Annotated in this window: 18 protein-coding genes and 2 pseudogenes; 14 read left to right on the forward strand and 6 right to left on the reverse strand. The window is 66.0% G+C overall.

Annotated elements, in window-relative coordinates:
* Window positions 1–691: 691 nt before the first annotated feature.
* The gene (locus IEY36_RS28805) at window positions 692–1,744 is read left to right on the forward strand and encodes a medium chain dehydrogenase/reductase family protein (RefSeq protein ID WP_188973512.1); all 1,053 of its coding nucleotides are present in this window, start codon (window positions 692–694) and stop codon (window positions 1,742–1,744) included.
* A gap of 449 nt (window positions 1,745–2,193) precedes the next feature.
* Here IEY36_RS28805 and IEY36_RS28810 read toward each other — a convergent pair whose 3' ends face one another.
* A complete protein-coding gene (locus IEY36_RS28810; RefSeq protein ID WP_373290360.1) occupies window positions 2,194–3,423 on the reverse strand; it encodes an OmpA family protein in 1,230 nt (409 codons plus the stop codon).
* Window positions 3,424–3,657: 234 nt separating this feature from the next.
* On the opposite strand from IEY36_RS28810, the pseudogene IEY36_RS28815 reads away from it, so the two are divergent.
* The 5 genes and pseudogenes from IEY36_RS28815 to IEY36_RS28835 form a co-directional block, all read left to right on the forward strand.
* Window positions 3,658–3,861: pseudogene (locus IEY36_RS28815) on the forward strand (transposase); the annotation flags it as partial.
* 381 nt (window positions 3,862–4,242) lie between these two features.
* Window positions 4,243–4,848 (forward strand): trimeric intracellular cation channel family protein, encoded by a 606-nt coding sequence (locus IEY36_RS28820; protein WP_229681671.1) that lies wholly within the window; start codon window positions 4,243–4,245, stop codon window positions 4,846–4,848.
* Window positions 4,849–5,424: 576 nt separating this feature from the next.
* A complete protein-coding gene (locus IEY36_RS28825; protein WP_188973516.1) occupies window positions 5,425–5,919 on the forward strand; it encodes a hypothetical protein in 495 nt (164 codons plus the stop codon).
* 82 nt (window positions 5,920–6,001) lie between these two features.
* Window positions 6,002–6,787 (forward strand): annotated as a pseudogene (locus IEY36_RS28830) (IS3 family transposase); the annotation flags it as partial.
* 284 nt (window positions 6,788–7,071) lie between these two features.
* A complete protein-coding gene (locus tag IEY36_RS28835; protein ID WP_188973518.1) occupies window positions 7,072–9,042 on the forward strand; it encodes an alkyl sulfatase dimerization domain-containing protein in 1,971 nt (656 codons plus the stop codon).
* A 292-nt stretch (window positions 9,043–9,334) separates the two neighbouring features.
* Here IEY36_RS28835 and IEY36_RS28840 read toward each other — a convergent pair whose 3' ends face one another.
* Window positions 9,335–9,724 carry a hypothetical protein gene (locus tag IEY36_RS28840; protein WP_188973520.1) on the reverse strand — a complete coding sequence of 130 codons (390 nt, stop codon included), beginning with the start codon at window positions 9,722–9,724 and terminating at the stop codon, window positions 9,335–9,337.
* 170 nt (window positions 9,725–9,894) lie between these two features.
* Here IEY36_RS28840 and IEY36_RS31480 point away from each other — a divergent pair, with 170 nt between their 5' ends.
* The 4 genes from IEY36_RS31480 (at window position 9,895) to IEY36_RS28855 (ending at window position 12,334) form a co-directional block, all read left to right on the forward strand.
* On the forward strand, window positions 9,895–10,206 hold the full coding sequence (locus IEY36_RS31480) for a class I SAM-dependent methyltransferase (protein WP_373290361.1): 312 nt from the start codon (window positions 9,895–9,897) through the stop codon (window positions 10,204–10,206).
* On the forward strand, window positions 10,164–10,421 hold the full coding sequence (locus IEY36_RS28845; protein ID WP_188973522.1) for a hypothetical protein: 258 nt from the start codon (window positions 10,164–10,166) through the stop codon (window positions 10,419–10,421). The genes IEY36_RS31480 and IEY36_RS28845 overlap by 43 nt, the downstream gene beginning before the upstream one ends.
* A gap of 256 nt (window positions 10,422–10,677) precedes the next feature.
* On the forward strand, window positions 10,678–11,535 hold the full coding sequence (locus IEY36_RS28850; protein ID WP_188973524.1) for an alpha/beta fold hydrolase: 858 nt from the start codon (window positions 10,678–10,680) through the stop codon (window positions 11,533–11,535).
* Window positions 11,536–11,578: 43 nt separating this feature from the next.
* The gene (locus tag IEY36_RS28855) at window positions 11,579–12,334 is read left to right on the forward strand and encodes a DUF3750 domain-containing protein (protein ID WP_188973526.1); all 756 of its coding nucleotides are present in this window, start codon (window positions 11,579–11,581) and stop codon (window positions 12,332–12,334) included.
* Here the strand turns inward: IEY36_RS28855 and IEY36_RS28860 are convergent.
* Complete coding sequence (locus IEY36_RS28860) at window positions 12,296–12,901, reverse strand: recombinase family protein (RefSeq protein WP_188973529.1); 606 nt, start codon at window positions 12,899–12,901, stop codon at window positions 12,296–12,298. The genes IEY36_RS28855 and IEY36_RS28860 overlap by 39 nt on opposite strands.
* A gap of 145 nt (window positions 12,902–13,046) precedes the next feature.
* Between IEY36_RS28860 and IEY36_RS28865 the strand changes: the two genes are divergently transcribed.
* From IEY36_RS28865 to IEY36_RS28875, 3 genes are all read left to right on the forward strand, one after another.
* Window positions 13,047–14,060 (forward strand): membrane dipeptidase, encoded by a 1,014-nt coding sequence (locus IEY36_RS28865; protein ID WP_229681675.1) that lies wholly within the window; start codon window positions 13,047–13,049, stop codon window positions 14,058–14,060.
* Between the two features lie 144 nt (window positions 14,061–14,204).
* Complete coding sequence (locus IEY36_RS28870) at window positions 14,205–15,125, forward strand: Bug family tripartite tricarboxylate transporter substrate binding protein (protein ID WP_188973533.1); 921 nt, start codon at window positions 14,205–14,207, stop codon at window positions 15,123–15,125.
* Between the two features lie 122 nt (window positions 15,126–15,247).
* Entirely contained in the window at window positions 15,248–16,195 is a 948-nt protein-coding gene (locus IEY36_RS28875; protein WP_188973535.1) for a dipeptidase, read from the forward strand.
* A gap of 75 nt (window positions 16,196–16,270) precedes the next feature.
* Here the strand turns inward: IEY36_RS28875 and IEY36_RS28880 are convergent, their stop codons facing one another.
* The 3 genes from IEY36_RS28880 to IEY36_RS28890 are packed head-to-tail and all read right to left on the reverse strand — an operon-like array spanning window position 16,271 to window position 19,819.
* Window positions 16,271–17,293: a Bug family tripartite tricarboxylate transporter substrate binding protein gene (locus IEY36_RS28880; RefSeq protein WP_188973537.1), complete on the reverse strand. Its 1,023-nt coding sequence runs from the start codon at window positions 17,291–17,293 to the stop codon at window positions 16,271–16,273.
* Complete coding sequence (gene lhpI, locus IEY36_RS28885; RefSeq protein ID WP_188973539.1) at window positions 17,277–18,329, reverse strand: bifunctional Delta(1)-pyrroline-2-carboxylate/Delta(1)-piperideine-2-carboxylate reductase; 1,053 nt, start codon at window positions 18,327–18,329, stop codon at window positions 17,277–17,279. Before lhpI ends, IEY36_RS28880 begins: the two co-directional genes overlap by 17 nt.
* 11 nt (window positions 18,330–18,340) lie before the next feature.
* On the reverse strand, window positions 18,341–19,819 hold the full coding sequence (locus tag IEY36_RS28890) for an NAD(P)/FAD-dependent oxidoreductase (protein WP_229681672.1): 1,479 nt from the start codon (window positions 19,817–19,819) through the stop codon (window positions 18,341–18,343).
* On the opposite strand from IEY36_RS28890, the gene IEY36_RS28895 reads away from it, so the two are divergent.
* A complete protein-coding gene (locus tag IEY36_RS28895) occupies window positions 19,818–20,447 on the forward strand; it encodes a helix-turn-helix domain-containing protein (protein WP_188973541.1) in 630 nt (209 codons plus the stop codon). The genes IEY36_RS28890 and IEY36_RS28895 overlap by 2 nt on opposite strands.
* Window positions 20,448–20,471 lie beyond the last annotated feature (24 nt).

The following is a 20,471-nucleotide window of genomic DNA, read 5'->3' on the forward strand; positions in this document are numbered from 1 at the left end:
CCGGTTGGGCAGCCCGTGGCGGGACCGGCTGCCGCAGCGCACGCTGAAGAGCCTGCTACGCCGCGCCGGGGCCGAGGGCGGCCTCGCAAACAACTCCCCTCCGAGCCAGTTGCCGCAACGGACGGCGCAGCGCGCTCTGAGGAGGCTGTCGTCGTGTCGGGCCACGACCTAGGGCGGTCTCGCAAACGGCCGGCCAGCGCGCCTACCAGGCGCGTCGCTGATCCTTTCAACGCCTCCGACGGCGGCGCGAACTGCATGCGCTGCGGCTATGCGATCGAGGCGGGGCGGGAGAGGCGGGGGCTGATGACCTGCTCGGGGTGCGGGTAGCCCGGAAACGGCGTCACGGAACGTCTGAAATATGACCGAGAGCAGACAGGCAGCTTTCGGAGCCTGACCGGGAAGAAGCAGACCTTCGCGGCTCGTTGTTTCACAGCAGGATTCGACCCGGAGCGGACGTGCCAGGGGGTAGGAACCGCGGCTGGCGCCAGCATTCGCCGTTGTGTGCGCAATCGGCGAACCGCCGCCGCCCGCTCTTCCGTCACAGACCTTGCGAAACATCAAGGTTGGGCTGTGGGCAGGCGAGGCAGAATACCGCCCTGGCCCGGCTGGTGGTAAGGCGGCGGTCGGCAACGCCGTCTCGAGACCTTGTGCTGCCTGTGCGCTTAATCGCAAGGTTGCAAGGACAACGCCTATGATGGAACCGCGCAACCGCGTTGTTCGATTGAGGCGCTTCGGCGGTCCCGAAGAGCTGGAAGTGGCCGACGCGCCCCTTCCGACGGCAGGCCGGGGCGAAGTGCGGGTCCGCGTGCTCGCCTCGAGCCTGAACTACACCGACGTGCTGATCCGGCGCCACCTATACCCGCAAACCGCGCGGCGCCAGCCGCCGTTCGTGCTGGGCTATGACGTCGTCGGGTGCATCGATCAGCTCGGCGACGGCGTGAAGGATTTTCAGCTCGGCGACCGCGTGGCCGACATGACGGTCCTCGGATCGAACGCCGTCTACCGTACGCTCCGGGCCGCTCGCCTGACCCGCGTGCCGGCGGGCCTCGACGCGGCAAGAGCGGCCACGCTGATCCTGAGCTGGATGACCGCATATCAGCTCCTCCACCGGGCCGCCCGGGTGCAGCGAGGCCAGCGCGTGCTCGTGCACGGAGCCGCTGGCGCCGTCGGCCAAGCGCTGCTCGCGCTGGGCAGGCTGGCCGGGCTCGAGTTGTGGGGCGCCGCGCGCAGCGAGCACATGGCGCTGATCCGCGAGCTGGGCGCCACGCCGATCGACTACCAGCATGAAGACTTCACGCGGGTCCTGCCGGGCGGGTTCGACATCGTCTTCGACGGCATCGGCGAGGACGGCTATCGCCGCTCCTTCGCGGCCCTCAAGCACGGCGGCCTGCTCTGTGCCATCGGCTATTCGGCGGGCGTGCAGGCACAGCGCGGCATGTCCGGCATCTTGATGTGGATTGCGCGCCTGTATCTATGGGGGTGGTTGCCGGGCGGCAAGCGCGCCCGCTTCTACTCAATCAACCTGATGCGCGCGCTCCATCCCGCCTGGTTCCGGGAGGATCTGGAGCGGCTTTTCGAGCTGTCAGCCACCGGCGCCATCCGGCCGCGCGTGGCCGAGCGGATCTCCTTCGACGAGGTCGCCGAGGCGCACCGCCGTCTCGAAGCGGGCGGTCTCGTGGGCAAGTTGGTCCTGTGTCCGGACCTCCCGCTGCGGCGCGACGGGGCGGCCCGCGCTGAGGTCTGAAATCCGCCCACTTCAACCAGAAGAGTCACATCGCGCGACGTCCGCTTTCGGAAAGGCGGGCAACTACGTGCATCGTCCTCCTTGGGCGCAATGTTGGCTGGCCGGATCTGGCCGTTAGCGGATTGGCGGCTTTCAGGCTCGCAACGCATGAAAGCGGACGCGGGAGGTAATCGCGTCTTGAAGCCCCGCATCCGGTGCAGTGGCTCGCCGACAGCGGCTCCGCCTACACCGCAGGCGAGAGCACTCATATCGCCGTCGCGCTCTCTGAACCTCATTCCATGCTTCACGCCCAACCGGCAACTCCAGCGATCGTGGTTGGCGCCGCGTATGAACTGCCCCGGGGGGGCCTGAATCTGCCAACGCGATCGGAGGGCGAGCGTGGATCCAGCACAAGAAGGGGACGCCCTTCGGCGCCCCTTTCCTTGGCTAAAGCGTGCTGTTGCGCAGGATCAGCGGAGGATGATCTCCACGCGCCGGTTCTGCGGCTCGCGGGTGTTGTCCGGCGTGGGAACCAGCAGATTCGTCTCGCCGAAGCCCTGTGCGACGATCTCCTGCCGGGGCACACCAAGCCGCACCAATTCGGCCGCCACCGCATTGGCGCGGCGGACCGACAGGCCCTGGTTGTACTGCGCCGAACCCGAGGTGTCGGTGTAGCCGTTGACCTCAATGCGGGTGACCGCTTGGCGCGTGCGGGCCTGCGCCGCCTCGCTGATGATCTGCCGCGCGCGGTCGGTCAGGTCGGCCCGGTTCCAATCGAAGAACACCAGGAAGGTACGCGCCGGCGCGGGTGCTGCCGCGGCCGGTAGCGGGGCCGGCGGCGGGGCGACGCCAAAGGCATAGCGAACGCCGAGCAGGATGGAGTGGTTGAAGTTGTCCACCTCGACCGAGCTCCGCTGCACTACGCCGTTCGCATTGGTCGCGGTCGCATCGAAGTCCTGTGACAGCGTGCCGAAGAAGCGATACTCCGCGGTGATCGCGAGGCCAGGCACGGAACGGATCGGGAAGCCCAGCCCGACGATGGCCTGGTAGGCAAATTCCCCGCCGGTGCCATCGATGCGGGCTGTGGGAAGCGTGTTGCCCGCCGTCGCCAAGGCGCGAATGGTCACATTGTCGTAGTTCTGCCAAGCGTAGCCGATACCGAGGCCGAGATAGGGATAGACGGGCCAGTCAAAGACGGCGCCGAAATCGTAGAAGGCGTTCGCCATGATGCCGTAGGTGCGCGCTGTGCCGCTTGAATTGCCGCCGAAGCCAGTTACGGTGACTTGGTCGACTTCGTTCTGACGGTAATTGCCCTCAAGCTCGACCCGAAATCCATTCCCAAAGCCCCAACCCACGGAAAGGACGCCGGCGAAACCGAGGCTGTAGGAGACGTTGAAGCTGCCCGAAGGTGTTAGGCCGAGGTTGGTGGGGTTGATGTTCGTACTGTCGATGAAGCTCTGCAGATTCCCACCGTCGGAATCCGTGAGCCAGTTCAAGCCCGCACCGCCGGCCACATAAAGGCCTGAGACGGGCTGCGCCTGCGCTATGACAGGCATTGAGAGGATCGTGGCCGCCAGGAGAAGGATTCTGGGTTTCATCGCCGCACCTCCGCTGTTTCTGATTTCTCCGCAGACCGATCTAATCAGACAAAGCAAGATCCCACAGTCGCAATCAAGGGTCGCGCTCCAGGAATAATTCAAGGTGTTGCCAAAATGGCACTTCTGCCATTTTGGGGGGCCTCTCGGCGCTGTCCGAGGCCGTTCGAGAACGTCGGTCAGCACATCACCCGACAACCGCTCCGAGCGGATCGTAGAGCGGTGAGCGGGCGCCGAATGGCTGGTGAGGCGAGACCAACACGGGCTTCGCGAACACCGAGATCAGGCCCCTTAAAATTCGAAGCAGTCAACTGCAGCCAACCGCATGGTGTCGATGGGGAGGCGAGCCCAACGGCGGCGGTGATCGACGGCCAGAGCACGAAGACCAAGGAGAGCGGCGGACCGCGCGGCTACGATGCGGGCAAGAAGGTAATGGGTCGCAAACGCCACGCCATGGTGGATACCGACGGCCGCGCGCTAGTGCTGCACGCCCACCCTGTCGGCGTGCAGGATCGCGACGGCGCCCCGCCGCTGCTGCGCGCCTAGCGGCGACGTTGGCACTACGTAGAACTCGCCTTCGCCGCCGCGGGCTACGCGGGCGGTCATGCGGTTCGCGTCCGGCATGTCGCACGCCATGAAAGCGACGTCGGCCTTTTGAAGCCCGAGCAGGAAGTGAGCGTCGCGAGCGAGCAGGAAGTGAGCGTCGCGAGCCAGTCGGTCCAGCTTGGCGCTACGGCTACGGTCAACATCACGACACTGCGGCAAGCCGACGTCACGCTCCCCGCTCCGCCCGCGACCATCGATCGCATAGACGCGCCATGGGCATCCTCCAAATGCCGTCACCTTTGCTAATATGGCCGAATCGCCGATAGGCTCGCACTCCGGAGGCCGGTTCTGCCGTCCATCTTGGGAATGCCCACCAACGTGCTCTACGCGCTCGACCTTGTGGGCGTGACTGTGTTTGCGGCCAGCGGTGCCCTGGCCGCCATGGCCGCCAACCTGGATCTCCTAGGCATTCTTGTCCTCGCGGCGGTGACGGCCATTGGCGGCGGCACCATTCGAGACCTTCTTCTTGGCCGCCATCCAGTGTTCTGGATCCAGGACCCCTCGCCCTTGTTCGTCATCGTCGGCGCCGCGTTCGTCACCGTCGCTTGCGCACAACTGCTGCCTGTGCCGCGCCAGGCACTATTGATCGCCGATGCGCTTGGTCTCGCGCTGTTTGCGGTCACTGGCGCACAGGTTGCTGAAGACAAGGGCTGTTCTCCCCTGGTGGTAATACTCATGGGAACCTTGACCGGTTCCGGGGGCGGGGTTGTCCGGGATGTCCTCACAGCCCAGATCCCACTGCTCCTGCGCGCCGAAATCTATGCAACTGCCGCGATTGCCGGAATCGTGATCTACTTGATGCTTAGGGTGGTTCGCGTCCCAAGCCCGATCGCAATGATCCTGGGATTTGTCGTCGTTGCCACCACGCGCTTGGCGGCGGTTGCCTTCGATCTTCGTCTGCCCGTTCTCGGGCTACCGGAGTGACGCCTGAGTTCAGGCCTCATTGCCCGAGCCAGAAGGTGTTTGCGGCAGCATTGTCATGCGGGAACTTCGCTACCCCAAGAATCAGCCCCCCGCGTACCTAAAGGCGATTAATGGGTCCTGGGCCTAGACCGTGCCCCCCTCGGGGCTGGTCAGTTTGGGCAGACCCTCACGGCGATTGCGGCGCTGTGGCCATTGCCGCCGCCGGCCCGAAGATTGAGCGTCGTTGGCCACATAGGTCGCGCTAGCCGACGGCAGCAGGAGAACCGCGCCCAGATCTCGACCGGAGATGCCTGCTTGTCGCTCCGACGGCGACCATCGACCGGCCAGACCCAACGCGAGCGCAATATGGGCGCTGGCACCGTTGCAAGAACCGCCGGATCGTCGATACGCTCGCCCTCCCAAAGACCAGAGTCGCGGGCCATTCGGGAATGTTGGATTAGCACTTTGCTGCTGGGGCGCACCTTCCATCGGAGGACGTTGGTAATCAATGCAGCGGCCCTAGCGGCGTGCACAACGGTCGCCGGTCGGGGTGGGAGCACTTCATCGAAGGGCCGCGTCGTGCTCCTGCGGGGGCTAATGAATATTTTCTCTACCGGAATGGATTCTCTCGGCGCGAAACTGCATCAAGCCGGCTGGCACGCGACCGTGCATAACCACATCGCCTGGAACGAGCTCGCTGATGCGCTGCACACCGCAGCACATCAAGTGCAACTATGCGGCCCACTCGTAGTAGTGGGCCATTCGCTCGGCGGCGACGATGCCATCCGGTTATCGGGCAACCTCGGAACTCGGGGAGTCGAGGTCGACATGCTCGTCACCTTCGACCCGACCCTCCTGGGAGCCGTGCTGCCTGGGCCACGACTGGTTGTGAATTACTTCCAAACCACGGGACTGTGGGGTCGTCAGTTGCAGCCGTCAGCTGGCTTCACTGGGCGGATCGAAAACGTGCCTGTGGACCGAGGTCTCATGGCCAACCACTTCACCATCGACAAGGATCCGGTGCTGCACGCCGACGTTCTGGCACGGATCACTACGTTGGCCGCGGCGGGGCCTTGCGTGCCTGGGATCTGAGTCCTGGTCCATGAAAAGTCGCGTAGGCGATGCTGAGGGAGGCCCGGATAAGGATGGCTCCTGAGCCGTGCCGGCATCTCCGTTGTCGGCCCGGGCCAGGCGCGATGCCGCGCTGATGCCCGAGATCGCGCGCGTGTTCGAGGAGAACTTCCGCGTCTACGGCGTGCGCAAGGTCTGGCGGCAGTTGAAGCGCGAAGGGCAGGACCTGGCGCGCTGCACCGTTGCGCGTCTGATGCGCGGCATGGGCCTGCAGGGCGTGATCCGCGGCAAGCCGGTCAGGACCACGATCAGCGACAAGACCGCCCCTTGCCCGCTGGATCACGTCAACCGGCAGTTCAAGGCAGCGCGCCCGAACGCACTGTGGGTCTCCGACTTCACCTATGTCGCGACCTGGTCGGGGTTCGCCTACGTCGCCTTCATCATCGACGCCTATGCGCGGTGGATCGTCGGATGGCGCGTGTCGCGGACCGCGCACACCGCCTTCGTGCTGGATGCGCTGGAACAGGCCCTGCACGAGCGGCGCCCGCTGCATCGCGGCGGCCTCGTGCATCACAGCGACAGAGGCAGCCAATACGTCTCCATCCACTACACCGAGCACCTCGCTCAGGCCGGCATCGAACCATCCGTCGGCAGCGTCGGCGACAGCTATGACAACGCCGTGGCCGACAGCATCAACGGTCTCTACAAGGCCGAGGTCATTCACCGGCGAGGACGCTGGCGGTCGCTCGAGGCCGCGCAATTCGCCACCCTCGAATGGGTCGGCTGGTTCAACCATCGGCGCCTGCTGCGGCCGATCGGCAACATCCCGCCGGCCAAGGCCGAAGCACTCTACTACGCCGCCCATGACCATCAGCCGCTGGCCGCATAACTCAAACCAAACAGCCTCCGGCAAAACCGGGGCGGTTCAGTCGCGCTTGGGTGGCGTCGGGAGAGCCGCGTCTGGATCTCGACCAAAAGTGCGCGTCTTCCGCTCCGACGGCGACCATCGACCGGTCTGACCCAACGCGGGTGTCATCCAGGCGCTGTCAGAGTTGCGAATGCTGCCGGATCGTCGATACGCTCACCGTACGATAGTCGGATGGGCCAGCGATCTGAGAGACGCTGGTTCATTTAATGCCAGTTGACGAGGCCTATCGGGGAGAGGGCAAGAAAATGGCGGGCAAGCGCGATGAATGCTGTGATCCTCAGCGCGCGAGCAACGTGATCGGTCGCAGGTACGTTCTCGCCGGCAGCGCCGCGGTCGCAGCGACCTCCGCAGGCGCCGCCGCCCCGAACCCAGCCGCGGCGCAGGGGCGAGCCGCCATCGCCAACACATTTCCATCGCCCTACATGAACGCCGCGCGGACGCGTCTCGTAACCATAGCCAAGGGCGCGACGGTCAGTGAGGAGACCGCCGCCTATTGGAACCTGCCGGTGGATTCACCGCAGCGGGCCTCCTATGACGCCGATATCGTGGTGAATGTGGCGCCGGGCGTCTGGACCTTCGGCACCGAAAGCATCGTCAATTGCCACGCCGTCGCCGGTCAGGATGGGGTGATCGTCTACGACACCGGCGACAATCTGAAGGATGGCGAGAAGTTCTACGGCATGCTCCGCCGCGCGACCAATGCGCCGATCCGCGCCATCATCTACTCGCACGAGCACTATGTGAATGGCGCGAAGTACTTCGTGGAAGAGGAAGCCAAGCGCGGCAACTCCGACATCAAGATCATCGGCCATCCCAAGACGAACGAATCGGTTGCCCGCACCGGTGGCCTTTCGGCGGCGCATGCGGAAGTTTCGACCGTGCTCTATGCGCGATCGGTCGAGCAGTTCAATTTCTACCTGCCCGAGGAGGGGCCGGACAGCCGTTTCAAGAATACCATCGTGCCGCAAGCGGCTGGTTTCGTGCCGGTGAACACGCCGGTCCAGGACAAGCAGGAACTGACCATCGCCGGGATCAAGCTGGCTTTCTACACGGGCGGCGTCGGCACGGACACCGAGAACCAGACGCTGGTCTGGATGCCCGATCGCAAGATCGTTATGAACAATGTGATCTGGGGCATGTACCCGAATATCTACAGCGCGCGCGGTGGTCGCTACCGCGATCCCGGCGGCTGGATCGCATCGGTCGAGATCATCAAACAGCTGAAGCCGGAGATCCTGCTCAGCACGCATAGCAGCTCGCTCGCTGGTGCCGATCAGATCATGCAGCGTCTGCAGGACTACCAGGACGGCCTCGCCTTCGTGCGAGACCAGACCCTGAAGGGCATTCTGCTGGGTCAGGGTCCCGACGAGCTCTGCTACTCCGTGCAAATGCCCGAGCGACTGAAGAACTCGCCGATCCTCGTGCAGAACTACGGCGAGGTGTCGCTCATGACGCCGCGGATCTTCAACGCCATCTTCGGCCAGTTCGATCGCAATGCGGCCAATCTGCACAAGCTCCACCCGACCGAGGAAGCGGAGCGCATGATCGTCGCGATGGGCGGGGCGGAGGCCGTCCGCACGAAGGCAAGGCAAGCCCACGAGGACGGGGATTACCTCTGGGCGGCCCAATTGGCCGACTATCTGGTGAAGACCGATAACAGCGCTGCCAACCGGCAGATCAAGGCCGAAGCGCTGCGCCAGATGGCCTATCGCACCCTGTCGACCAACACGCGCTCCTGGCTCCTGTCCCAGGCGCGCGAGTTGGAAGGCAAGGTGTCCATCATCAAGTCGGTTCCAGCCCAGCCCGCTGCGGTCGAGACGAACCTCGCGGATTATGTCAACTACTACCGGGTCCGCGTCAGCGCCGAACGCTCCAAGGACGCGGACATGCTGATGACGCTCGCCTTCGAGGATGGGCGGAGCTTCAGTCTGCATGTGCGCCGTTCCGTCGTTGACTTCGTCGCGGATGTGACGAAGGCACGACGTGCAGCGGATGTCACCGTGACGATGAAGCCTGAGACCTGGACGCTGGTCTTCAACAACCTGGCCGATCCCGCTGTTCTGATCGACAGGGGCGAGATTGGCATCACGACGGGTGATGCGGCCCGGGCCAAGGCGTTCTTCGCGTTCTTCGATGCGGTCTACGATTGGGCCAACGATCCCGCCCTGATGGCCTTGGGCAGAATGCTGCAAGCCACGACACATAACCCACCCTGACCGGTGCTGCAGGCCGTTCTTGCAGGACATGCCGATGACTTTGTAGCGCGCCGACATCGCGATTAGACCATGTGAGCCTCGGCCGACAGAGCTGGACTGGGGGCTGCGCATGGTTGCGGAAAGGGGGCGCCCCGCCGAAGGCATTGCGGCATCCTTGTTGGCCGAACTGACAAGATGGCTTACGCCGTCACCGGCTACGGTGGACAGGATTGCTCCCTCTGACCGCTTTCCGGTCGGCATCCATGCCACGTTCTTGACTGCCATGGGCGCAGAGCGGACAAGCGCGCCGACGTCACCGTGGCATCAAGAGCTCCTGCTCGTGTTCCCAGATTTCGGGAAATGGCTGAAGCAGTTCGGAAGGGCTCGGAGCGGATATGGGCCTTGCCTGTATCAGTTCTTCCACCAATGTAGGAGCGAGCAGTGTCAGCCGCAGCAGGCTGCCGAGATACCCACGCTCGATCTTCTCCGCCGCCGCCATCTCGGTGATCGACGCATAGCGCCCTTCATTGAGAAGCTTCTGGTATCGGAAGGATCGCGCCAGCGCCTTTACCACCGCAGGGTCGAAGTGCGTCGCGATGGCAGCATCGCCGCCGTCGCGGATTGGCGTCACCATCGTCTTCCGCCCTGGCCGCCGCCGAATGTTAAGCGGCACGCCGACTGTGACGCTGGTCGCGCCACTCATGCTGCGGCCTCCAAGGCCGCCGGTGCGATGGCGCCGAGATCCCTGACTAACTCAGCCAGCCCCTCGACGCGGAGACGAATGTCAGCGCCGGCAGGGCCCACCACCACCCTCTCCACCAGCGCCCGCACGATCCGCGCCTGCTCGGCGGGAAACAGCCCATCCCAGAGTGCATGCGTCGCCCCATCGAGAACAACTCCTCCCCAGGCCAGGCGATCTGCGAGCCGCTCTCGGGTTCCGGCACCACCCTCATCGCCGCGGAGCTGACGGGCCGGCCCTGCCACGCCATCGAACTCTCCCCGGCCTACGTGGACGCGGCCGCAGCCCGCTGGGAGGCCTTCACCGGCCAGGAGGCGGCGCGGGAGGGCGACGGGGCGCTTTTCAGCGGTACTCGCCTCAGGGCCGGCCGCCGGCGTGCCTGCGAGCCCCACGGAGGCGTCGCATGCGCCGGTATGAACCCACCCCCGATCAGCGCCGCACGGTGAAGACGATGGCGGGGTTCGGCATTCCGCAGGAGGACATCGCGGGGTTCCTAGGCATCGACACCAAGACGCTGCGCAAGCACTTCCGGGAGGAGCTCGACCGGGGCATGACGGAGGCGAACGCCAAGGTTGCACAGTCCCGTTTCACCATGGCGACGCAGGGCAAGAACGTCGCAGCGGCGATATTCTGGATGAAGGCACGGGGCGGTCGGCGGTAGAAGCAGGAAGTCGAGGTGACGGCACCGGCCTCACCGAAATTCGTGATCCAGCGACCCGCGCCGATGACCTTGGAGGAATGGACGGAGAAATACGTCCCGAAGCACATCAAAGGAATGGTCAGCATCGCATCTGTTCAACACCGTGCAACGACCGTTGGTCGGTGGTGAACGGGGGGAGCGACGGGTCGCCTTCGCCGAAGCGATCTGCTGCAATGCGATCGCAGCGGAAGCATGCCGCCGATAGGAAGGAAGCGCCGTGATCGAAGATCGCCGGATCGAGTTGCAGCCTGGGCTCGTGTTTGATGTTTCTGTCGCAGGAGCACCGGATTCGCCTTTGGTCCTGATGCTGCACGGGTTTGCCGTGTCGCGGCACCTCTACGATGCACAAGTGCCTGCGCTGGGCGCCGCGGGCTTTCTGGCTGTCGCACCCAACCAGCGCGGCTATTCCATCGGGGCACGACCCGACCCTGCGCAGTTCGCGAACTACGATATCGAGCTTCTGATCGGTGATGCGCTGGCGCTGGCGTCAGCCGTGGGACATGGCGATAGGCGTTTTCACCTCGTCGGCCATGACTGGGGCGGCAGCCTGGCTTGGGACATCGCGGCGCGGTGGCCGGATCGCCTCGCGTCACTCACCATGCTGTCGCGGCCGCATCCTGCGGCCTTCGCCAGGGCCCTCGCAGAGGATCCGGAGCAACCGCAACGGTCCAAGCATCACAAAGCCTTTCAGGACCCGGGCGCCGCCAGCGTGCTGCTCGAAAATGACGCTGAGTGGATCCGCACCCGCCACGCAGCGAATGGGGTCCCAGCCGGGGCGAGCGCGAATCATCTGGCCGTCCTTGGGTCGCCGCCAGCCATGGAGGCCGCGCTGGCCTGGTATCGTGCACGGGGAAAGGTCTATCGCGAAATCGGCCCGGTGACCGTACCAACACTTTATATTTGGGGTGATGCCGACGATACCGTGGGCCGCATGGCAGCTGAGAGCACAGCCGACTTCGTCGATGCTCCCTACCGGTTCGAGGTGTTGGCTGGCGTAGGCCATTACGCCGCGGATCAGATGCCCGACCGCGTGGCAGCACTGATGATTGACCACCTGCGACAGCATTCCGCTTAGGGGCTGCTGCCTCGGTGATCGAACAGGGCTGAGCGGGGCACTGATGCGTATTCTGAAACGCGTTCTGTTGCTGTTAGCGGCGGTCTACATGGTGCCTATCGGAATCGCAGCCGTCCTGCATCAGGCAAACGGGATCGGGCCTGATTGGTGGCGTGCCGATCGCTCGAGCATCGGGCACCTGGCGCCAGCGACGGAGCGCTCCCCTGCGATAGTGCGCGTGTTCGCCGCGCCGACGGTTAGCTGGCGCGGGATCTTCGCCGTCCATACGTGGATCGTTCTCAAGCCCGAAGGCGCCGCCGAGTACACGCGGTATGATTACACTGCTTGGGGTGAGCCCATTCGCGTCAACGGCTTCGAGCCGGACGGCCGGTGGTTCGGACGGCCGCCGGAGGTTGTATTCGCCAGTGACGGACAGGCAGCGGCAGCGCTGATCCCCCGGCTGTTGGCGGCCATTGAATCTTATGTGTGGCGCAACAGGGGTGACTACCGCGTCTGGCCTGGGCCGAACTCCAACACCTTCGTGGCAGCGTTGTTGGATGCCGTGCCTGAGACCCGTGCGACCCTTCCGCCGACGGCCATCGGCAAGGATTATCCCTATGACGGTCGTTGGCTTCGAAGGACGGCATCCGGCAACGGCGTGCGACTCTCGCTCGGCGGCTACGCCGGTGTCACGGTGGGTTGGATCGAAGGCGTCGAGGTCAACATCCTCGGCGGCGTTGTTGGCATCGACATCCGGCGTCCGGCGCTGAAGCTACCGGGACTAGGTCGCATCGGCGTGCCGGCCGACGACATCACGTAAGCGAGCGGGAAGTCCACAGGTAGCCGACGTTGCCCGCGTCAGGACGCGGGCAACCGTGGTGTGGGTCCAGGCCATGCCGCCGCGCGGTGTCGGCACGCCGCGATCGGTCAGCGCGCGGGCGAGCTCAGCGAGACCGACGACGCCTTCGGCCCGTGACCGCTCCAACTCGAGATGCAATCGATGCGCCGTCTGATTGGCCGCCTCCCGGCGTGCCACGGCCGCGGCGGCAGCGTCGGGCCCCGATGCTGGCCGAAATCCCCTGTCCCCGCCCAGCACCTTCCCGCGGGCCTTGTCTGCCGCCAGCGCCGACCAGGTCCGCTCGCTAATGAGCTCGCTCTCCTTCTGCGCCATAGCGGCATAGATCCGCAGCATCAGGTCGCCCGCGCCGGGCATGTCAGCCGCGCGGATCGAGACGCCGTCCTCCAGCAGCTGCGAGAGCGTGTGCGCGCGCCGGGTGAGGCCGCTGCCCGACCTCCGGCCAATGCTGGCGCGCCATCCGAGACGTTTGACCCGCCGATGTCGCGACGTTCCGCTGCCTGCGCCACCCTCCCGCGCGCAGGCGGGCATCGGCAAAGCGCCATGCCATTGATCTGCGGCTATTGTAGAATTTCCTTTACGAAAAATCTTTTCTGAATTTAGCTGTCCCGACGGCGCTCGTCGGGCGTCGCATGGCATCGTCCCAGGGACAGCGGCCGAGAAGGGGTTGGAGCACATGGTTTCAGTCGACGACGTCGCGCGGCTGCACCGGGACGCGATCCTCATCGACGATGTCTGCCCACTGCTCGCTGACCGGCGGTACGTCGACTGGTACCGCGAAGGCGGCTTCACTGCAGTGGCGCCGACCGTCGCGATCTACGAGAACGCCTGGCAGACGGTGAAGGAACTCGGGGCCTGGCACGCCTACGTTGCGCGCAACTCACCCTGCGTGATCATCCGTCGCGCGGCGGATATTGAGGCGGCGAAGCGCGAGGGCAAGCTCGGTCTCATCCTGCACTTCCAGAACACCGACCCGGTCGAAAACGACCTCAATCTGATCAACGCCTACAAGGAACTGGGCGTTGGCGTGATGCAGCTCTGCTACAATGTCCAGAACCGGGTCGGCGCCGGAGCGACCGAGCGCGACGACCGCGGCCTGAGCGTCTTTGGCGACGCCTTCATCGCTCGCTGCAATGAGGCGCGCGTCATCATCGACTGCTCGCACACCGGCCGTCAGACGACGCTCGATGCCATCGCAGCATCCGAGCGGCCGGTCATCATCTCGCATGCGAATCCCAAAGGGGTGTTCGACTGCCCCCGGAACATCGACGACGTGCAGATCAGGGCGATCGCCGACAAGGGCGGCGTGATCGGCGTCGTCGGCTTTCCGCAGTTCCTCGGGAACGAGACGCGGCCGACACTTGATCGCTACATCGACCACATCGCCTATCTGATCAACGTGGCCGGAGCCGAGCACGTCTGCCTTGGCATCGACTACTTTCGCTACCAGCATCCTGTCGCGACCGAACAGGATGCCCGCGCGATGTACGACGCTGCCATCGCCTCCGGGAAGTGGACGCCCGACGCCTATCCGCCGCCACCCTACTATTACCCCGCGGGTATCGAGACCCCACGCACCATGCTGAACCTCACCAGGGGATTAGTGGCGCGCGGCTTCGATGAGCCGACGATCCGCCGCATCTACGGGCAGAATCTCCTGCGGGTGTACCGCGAGGTTTGGGGCGGCTGACACGCCGCCCGCCGGCGCCGCAGCCTTTCGCAATCCATCACCGAGAGCAGGAGTCAGAGCGTCATGCATCGACGGAAACAATTCCCGGGCTTCTCACGTCGCATCCTGCTCGGCGCGGCAGGGGCATCGCTCGCTGGCCGCACCATGGCGCAGCCCGGCTTCCCATCGCGGCCGCTCAGCATCGTCGTGCCCTACACGGCCGGCTCGAGCTCCGACATCCTGGCGCGACTGCTGGCGCCGCATCTCGGCAATGAGCTCGGCCAGCCCGTCGTGGTCGAGAACCGTGCCGGCGCGGGCGGCACAATCGGCATGGGCTATGTCGCCCGGAGCGCCCCGGACGGGCACACGATGGCCCTGACGTCTTCCAGCGCAGGGCCAATCAACCGGGCGCTCTATCGCAACCTGAACTTCGATCCAGTCCGCGACGTCCCACTTGTCTACCAGACGAATCTCTCGACGAACGCCCTCGTCGTCGCAGGCAACAGTCCCTTCCGGACCGTTGCGGACCTTGTCGCCAGGGCGCGGGCGCAAGGTCAGCCGTCGCTGCAATACTTCTCACCCGGCAACGGTACCTCGCAGCACCTGTGTGGCGTACTCCTGGCGCAAAGCGCGCCGGGGCGCATGGAACACATCCCCTATCGCGGTCCGGCAGAGGGCCTCACGGCCGTCATTGGCGGAGAGGTGAGCTTCGGGTTCGCGTCTCTTTCCTCGATCATGGGATTGCTGCGGGACGGCCGGCTGCGCGCCCTCGGCACCACTGGGGCGAACCCGATCCCGAGCCTCCCGGGCGTGCCAACCCTCGCCTCCGCCGGCTTCCCGCGCTTCGCCGATCTTGTGGTCTGGACCGGGCTCGCGGTGACGCGCGGCACACCGGATCCGGTCATGCGGCGCCTGCACGCGGCGATCGGCGCGGCCCTGGCGACGCCCGCGGTGCAGGAACGGTTCGCCCAAATCGGCATCGAGCCTGCGCCGGCCATGACGCTGGCAGAGACCGAGGCGTTTGCCGAGCGGCAGGTCACACTGTGGACGGAGCTGGTGCGCGACGCGGATCTGCGCGCGGACTGACGCGACGCCGCGGGCCCGTCGGGGACGCTGCGGCACCCGCGTCGCTTGCGTGCCTCGTGCCCGATGGGCCGGCGCCTCTGGACGTAAAGAATCCTGCCGTGAATCCGATGCTGATTTGGGACATGACCCTGTCCTGGAACCGAAGATTCCGCGACCGCGTCACATTGCCGCGGCTGCACGCCGCAGGCTACGGCGTGGTCGGGCTGACGGTCGGCGGCGACCTGAGCACCGAGGCCCGGCGTGAGGCGGAAGCCGGCATCGCCGCCGTGGTGGAGTGGATCGCCGCCGAACCGGCACGCTATGTGCTGATCCGCACCACCGACGATGTGCTGCACGCCCGGCGCGACGGCAAGTTGGGCATCGAGCTGAACTTCCAGGGCATCGGTCCGCTGGAGGGGAGCATCGAGCTGATCGGGCATTTCCACGCGCTCGGCATCCGCCACATCGGCCTGGTGTGGAACGATGCCAACCTGGCGGGCAGCAGCGCGACGCGCGGCGCGGATACGGGGCTGACGCAGCACGGCCGGGCGCTCATCCACGGCATGGAGCGGGCCGGCATCATGGTGGACGGCGCACATGCGAGCTACCGGACGGTGATGGAGGCCATCGACGCCTGCGCGAAGCCGTTCATCATCTCTCACGCCAACGTCGCGAGCCTTGCGCCGTCTTACAAGAACCTGACGGACGACCAGATCTCGGCCTGCGCGGCGACCGGCGGCGTAATTGGCGTCAGCGGGCTCGGCAGCTATCTCGACGACCCGCGCGCCATGCCGGACGCGATGTATCGGCAGATCGACCACGTCGCGCAGCTGGTGGGCCCGGCCCATGTCGGGCTCGGGCTGGACTACGTCACGGACGCGCCGCTGTTCTGGCGGATGGTGAGGGAGAGGCCCGAGATCTGGCCGGCACCGGACGGCGGGCCGATGGCGCAATCGCTGTTCTTCGAGCCCGAGCGGGTACATGACCTTGCCGCCCTGCTCGATCGTGCCGGCTACGCCGTGGCCGACATCGGCGGGATCCTCGGCGGCAACTGGCAGCGCGTCGCCGCAGCCTGTTGGGCGGCCGGCTGACCCCGGCGACGGCCGCCGGCGTTTCCCCGGACCGCCTCCGCATGGGAGGCGCACGAGGAGCGGCGTCACCGCGGCTCAGCGCGTCGCCGTCACGCCGGATGCCCGGACAACGTCGGCCCAGGTCCGCGTCTCCTCGGCAATGAAGCCCGCGAAGGCGTCCGGAGTCCGTCCGTCGATCCCCGAATAGCCGGAGCGGAGCAGCCGCGTGCGCGTCTCGGGCTCGTCCAGCATCTGGTGAAGCGCCGCGTAGAGCCGGTCGATGATCGCCCGGTTGCCGCCTGCGCGGACGGCGATGCCGTGCCATTGCACCGCGCTCACCTTCGGGAAGCCAAGCTCCGCAAAGGTAGGGACATCGGGCAGCTCCGGATGGCGGGCGTCGCCACCGATCGCGAAGGCCTTCACGCTGCCTTGCCGGATCTGGCTGGCCGAGGTGAAGGCGCTGGAAAGGGTAAAGTCGATCTGCCCGCCGAGCAGTGCGGTCGTCGCTGGTGCCGCGCCCGCGAATGGCACGAATTGGAGGTTGACCCCCGTCTCCATGCGCAGCAGCTCGCCATACATGTGTGCGACGCTGCCCACGCCCCAGGTGCCGAAGAAGGCCGACTCGCGCGCGGTGCTGAGTTCGCGGCGCATGTGCTCGAAGGATGAGAAGCGCGACCCGGCCGGCCCGATCAGGACGAGCGGCAGGAAGCCGATCAGCGTCAGAGGATCGAAGTCACCGACGGCATAGCCGGGGTTGCGATAGACATTCGGATTGATGCCGAGATTGTCGAGCGTCACCATGATCAAGGTATGGCCGTCCGCCGGCTGCCGCGCCGCGTATTCGGTACCGATGATCATGTTGGCGCCTGGTCGGTTCTCCACCACGACGGGCTGGCCGAGCAGAGCCGAAAGGCGATCCGCGATGGCCCGTCCGGTGTTGTCCGTGCCCGAGCCCGGGGCAAAGGCGTGAACAAGCCGCAGAGGCCTCGACGGGAAGCCGGTCTGCGCCCGGGTCGCCTTCGGCATTAGGAAGGCCGATCCCGTGGCAAGGGCACCCGATGCGAGCAGCGAGCGTCGGCGCGCAAGGCCGCTGGTCAGGTTGTCAGGCACGGAAGTCATGCGCGGCTACTCCATTCTTCGGGGTTGCGGGCTGGCCTGGAGGAAACACGGGACCATTCGGCCGTCGCGCAGCCTGTTGCAGGGACGACCGGGCAACGCGCGCAGCCGCCAGGTCCCAGGCTGCGGTGCCGACGCTCTTGACGACCACCGGGTGGCCGCTTGGTGGCTTAGAGATGGCGGCTGCGAGTGGCAGGACAGTCTGCCAGTCGACGCCAGCGCGCAGGAGATCGCCTGCCTCATGCCGTGCGCCGGCAGGATCGTCTGCGAACAGTCGGCTGCCGTGCAGCGTGGTGGAGCCGATCTCAGCCATGTCCGGCCGGAAGGCCCCGACGCCAATCACGAGGCGCCCGGGCGAGGCGGGCAGGTCATAGACGACCTCCTTGCTCGTGGTCAGCGTGATCACGACCTGCGCGCTCTCCGGAATGATGTCCGGGCACGGCGCGAGGCTGGGATGGCACACACCATGACGCTGGCAGAACGCCTCCACCTGGCCGGGATCGATTCCGCGCACGAGCACGCGGCACCCCGGGTACAGGGCGTGAATGCCGGCGACGTGGTGGGCCGCCTGCGCACCTGTGCCGATCAGCACGATCTCCTCCGGCGCGGTGGGAAGGAACGTCGCCATGGCGAGCAGTGAGATCCCGGCGGTCCGACGACCGGTTACCTCCGGCCCGTCCAGGCCGCAGAGGATCTCGCCCGTGGCAGTGTCGATCAGGGTGACGATCCCATGCAGCGTGGGTCGGCCGTGACGTGCATTGGCGGGCTGGACGTTGACGAGCTTGTGGATCGCGATGTCGGCCGCGCTGGCCGGCATGGACAGCGCGACACCACCCTCCGCAAGGGGCACGCTCAGGCGTTCCGGACTATGGATCAAGCCTGCCTGGTATTCGACCACGGCAGTCCGGAGCGCGTCGACGAGAGGTCCAAAGCCGATTGCAGCGGCCGTCGTGGCGCGATCCCAGACGATCGGCGCTTCGCCCCGGGCAGGGGCGGACACCTCCCTTGCCGGGACGGCGCGCCTGTCGTCATGCAACATCCGGTTCTCCATCATCCGAAGCGTTCGATCGAGAAGGGTGAGAGATCGAGCGGGGGATCGCGGTCGGCCACGAGCTCCGCCAGCAGCCGACCCGTCGTGGAGGATTGCGTCAGCCCGAGATGGCCGTGGCCGAAGGCGTAGAACACCCGCTTATGCCGCGGCGAACGACCGATCACCGGCAGGCTGTCCGGTGTCGACGGTCGCTGGCCCATCCACGGCATCCCACCCTCGGCGGGCAGGCCCGGAAGGTAGCGACGAGCGGATTGGACGAGCGAGTGCGCGCGCTCATAATTCGCTGGGGCGGCGAGCCCGGCGAACTCCGCCGCGCCGCCAATCCGCAGGCCAATCGCGAGAGGCGTGGCGACGAACTTCCGCTCGGCAAAGACGAGCGGCCGATGCACGTCGATCCCGGGCGCCGCGAAGGTCATGTTGTAGCCGCGCTCGGATTCCAGCAGGACGCGATCGTGCAGCGACGCCGCCAGCCAGCCGGACCAAGCACCCGCGGCCACGACCATCGAAGCCCCCGCAAGCCTCGTGCCGTCGGCCAGCCGCACGGCCGGCTGCTCACCGGCCTCAATGGCCAATGCCTCTGAGGCCACGAACGCCACGCCGCGTTGCAAGAGGAATTCGCGGAGCCTGTCGACGACACGCTTCGGATCCGACACGTGCGACCATTGCGGCATGATCACGGCCCGGCGGACAAGCGCACCAAGCGAGGGTTCCAGCTCGCGCGCCGCGTCGCCGTCGATCACCTCACAACGAATGCCGTGGCGTTGGCGAAGGGCCCATTCGTCCGCATCGCGCTCGAAGCCGACATCTGTCTCGTATACGGCCAGGGCGCCCTTCCGATGAAGATCGCCCTGCAGATCGAGCGACGTCAGCAGGGCCAACATGTCATCCTGGGCGCGGCGATTCAGGGCCGAAAGCAGGGCGGCAATCCGCGCGACCTCTTCCGTCCGGCCGGCGCGCAGGAAGCGCAGGAGCCACGGTATCATCCCCGGCAAATGTGACGGTCGGAGAGCAAGCGGCCCCAGCGGATCGAGCAACCAGCCGGGGATACGCCAGACAAGCCTCGGCTGCGATGCGGGAACGACTTCCGGGACCGCCACCGCGCCGGCATTGCCAAAGGAAGACTTGTCTCCGGCCGGATCCCGATCGACCACCGTGACCTGGCGCCCATCATTGGCGAGCCAGAACGCGCAGGCCAAGCCGACGACGCCGGCACCGATGACGATGTCTGTGGTGTGGGCTGTCGATGATCGCGCGTGTGCCATCCCGGGCCTCAGCTCCAATTGCCGGCCAGGGCGTATCGGCTGGCACCATTCCACGCGGCGCACCGCTGCGCGCAGCGCAAAACGGCAACGTGCATGGGCGTCGGCAGAATTCCGCCTGCACTGAAGGTCATCATGTGCTAAGCGTAGCAGCGTGAAGTTTTTTTCCAATAGGAAAATTATGCCCCCACGAGTAAACAAGCCGACGGCGGCGAGCATGGCTGCCGCTGCCAGCCGCGCAGCAGCGGTGGAGCCGGTCAGCCCGAATGCCGCGTTCGGAGAGCGCATCCGACGGATGCGCCTGAAGCGGCGCTTGACCCTGCAGCAACTCGCCAAGGCCTGCGACCTCGCGATCTCATCCATCTCAAAGGTCGAGAACGGCCAGATGTCGCCGACCTACGAGAACATCGTTCGCCTGGCCACCGGGCTTGGCGTCGACGTCGGCGATCTGTTCAGCGACCGGGACACGGCCCCGGCGGGCCGCCGCAGCATCACGCGGGCCGGCACCGGGTTGAGGCTTGCGACCCCGCACTACGACTATGAGATGCTTTGCACCGATCTGACGAACCGGCGCTTCGTCCCGATACATGCCACCGTGCATGCCAACGACATTCTGGAATTCCCGCAACTCACACGGCACGATGGCGAGGAGTTCATTTACATACTCTCGGGAAAAGTCATGCTCCACACCGAGCACTACGAGCCCGTGCTGCTCCAGCCCGGCGATAGCTGCTACTTCGCAAGCGCGATGGGCCATGCCCTGGTCAATGGCGATACGAAGGACGCTGAGGTGCTTTGGGTGTGCTCCCACATCGACATGGCGAATGCAGTGACGCGAGGCGCGTGACGCACACCCCGCGATGACGATGCG

The sequence above is a fragment of the Neoroseomonas lacus genome (assembly GCF_014644535.1).
In the GTDB taxonomy this organism is placed as follows: domain Bacteria; phylum Pseudomonadota; class Alphaproteobacteria; order Acetobacterales; family Acetobacteraceae; genus Neoroseomonas; species Neoroseomonas lacus.

What these genes read in the sequence shown, in the direction of transcription:
- IEY36_RS28805 (WP_188973512.1), top strand. Translation starts at nt 692, where the DNA reads ATGATGGAACCGCGCAACCGCGTTGTTCGATTGAGGCGCTTCGGCGGT.
- IEY36_RS28825 (WP_188973516.1), top strand. Translation starts at nt 5,425, where the DNA reads ATGAATATTTTCTCTACCGGAATGGATTCTCTCGGCGCGAAACTGCAT.
- IEY36_RS28835 (WP_188973518.1), top strand. Translation starts at nt 7,072, where the DNA reads ATGGCGGGCAAGCGCGATGAATGCTGTGATCCTCAGCGCGCGAGCAAC.
- IEY36_RS28840 (WP_188973520.1), bottom strand. Translation starts at nt 9,724, where the DNA reads ATGAGTGGCGCGACCAGCGTCACAGTCGGCGTGCCGCTTAACATTCGG.
- IEY36_RS31480 (WP_373290361.1), top strand. Translation starts at nt 9,895, where the DNA reads ATGCGTCGCCCCATCGAGAACAACTCCTCCCCAGGCCAGGCGATCTGC.
- IEY36_RS28845 (WP_188973522.1), top strand. Translation starts at nt 10,164, where the DNA reads ATGCGCCGGTATGAACCCACCCCCGATCAGCGCCGCACGGTGAAGACG.
- IEY36_RS28855 (WP_188973526.1), top strand. Translation starts at nt 11,579, where the DNA reads ATGCGTATTCTGAAACGCGTTCTGTTGCTGTTAGCGGCGGTCTACATG.
- IEY36_RS28860 (WP_188973529.1), bottom strand. Translation starts at nt 12,901, where the DNA reads ATGCCCGCCTGCGCGCGGGAGGGTGGCGCAGGCAGCGGAACGTCGCGA.
- IEY36_RS28865 (WP_229681675.1), top strand. Translation starts at nt 13,047, where the DNA reads ATGGTTTCAGTCGACGACGTCGCGCGGCTGCACCGGGACGCGATCCTC.
- IEY36_RS28870 (WP_188973533.1), top strand. Translation starts at nt 14,205, where the DNA reads ATGGCGCAGCCCGGCTTCCCATCGCGGCCGCTCAGCATCGTCGTGCCC.
- IEY36_RS28875 (WP_188973535.1), top strand. Translation starts at nt 15,248, where the DNA reads ATGACCCTGTCCTGGAACCGAAGATTCCGCGACCGCGTCACATTGCCG.
- IEY36_RS28880 (WP_188973537.1), bottom strand. Translation starts at nt 17,293, where the DNA reads ATGACTTCCGTGCCTGACAACCTGACCAGCGGCCTTGCGCGCCGACGC.
- lhpI (WP_188973539.1), bottom strand. Translation starts at nt 18,329, where the DNA reads ATGTTGCATGACGACAGGCGCGCCGTCCCGGCAAGGGAGGTGTCCGCC.
- IEY36_RS28895 (WP_188973541.1), top strand. Translation starts at nt 19,818, where the DNA reads ATGGCTGCCGCTGCCAGCCGCGCAGCAGCGGTGGAGCCGGTCAGCCCG.
- IEY36_RS28890 (WP_229681672.1), bottom strand. Translation starts at nt 19,819, where the DNA reads ATGCTCGCCGCCGTCGGCTTGTTTACTCGTGGGGGCATAATTTTCCTA.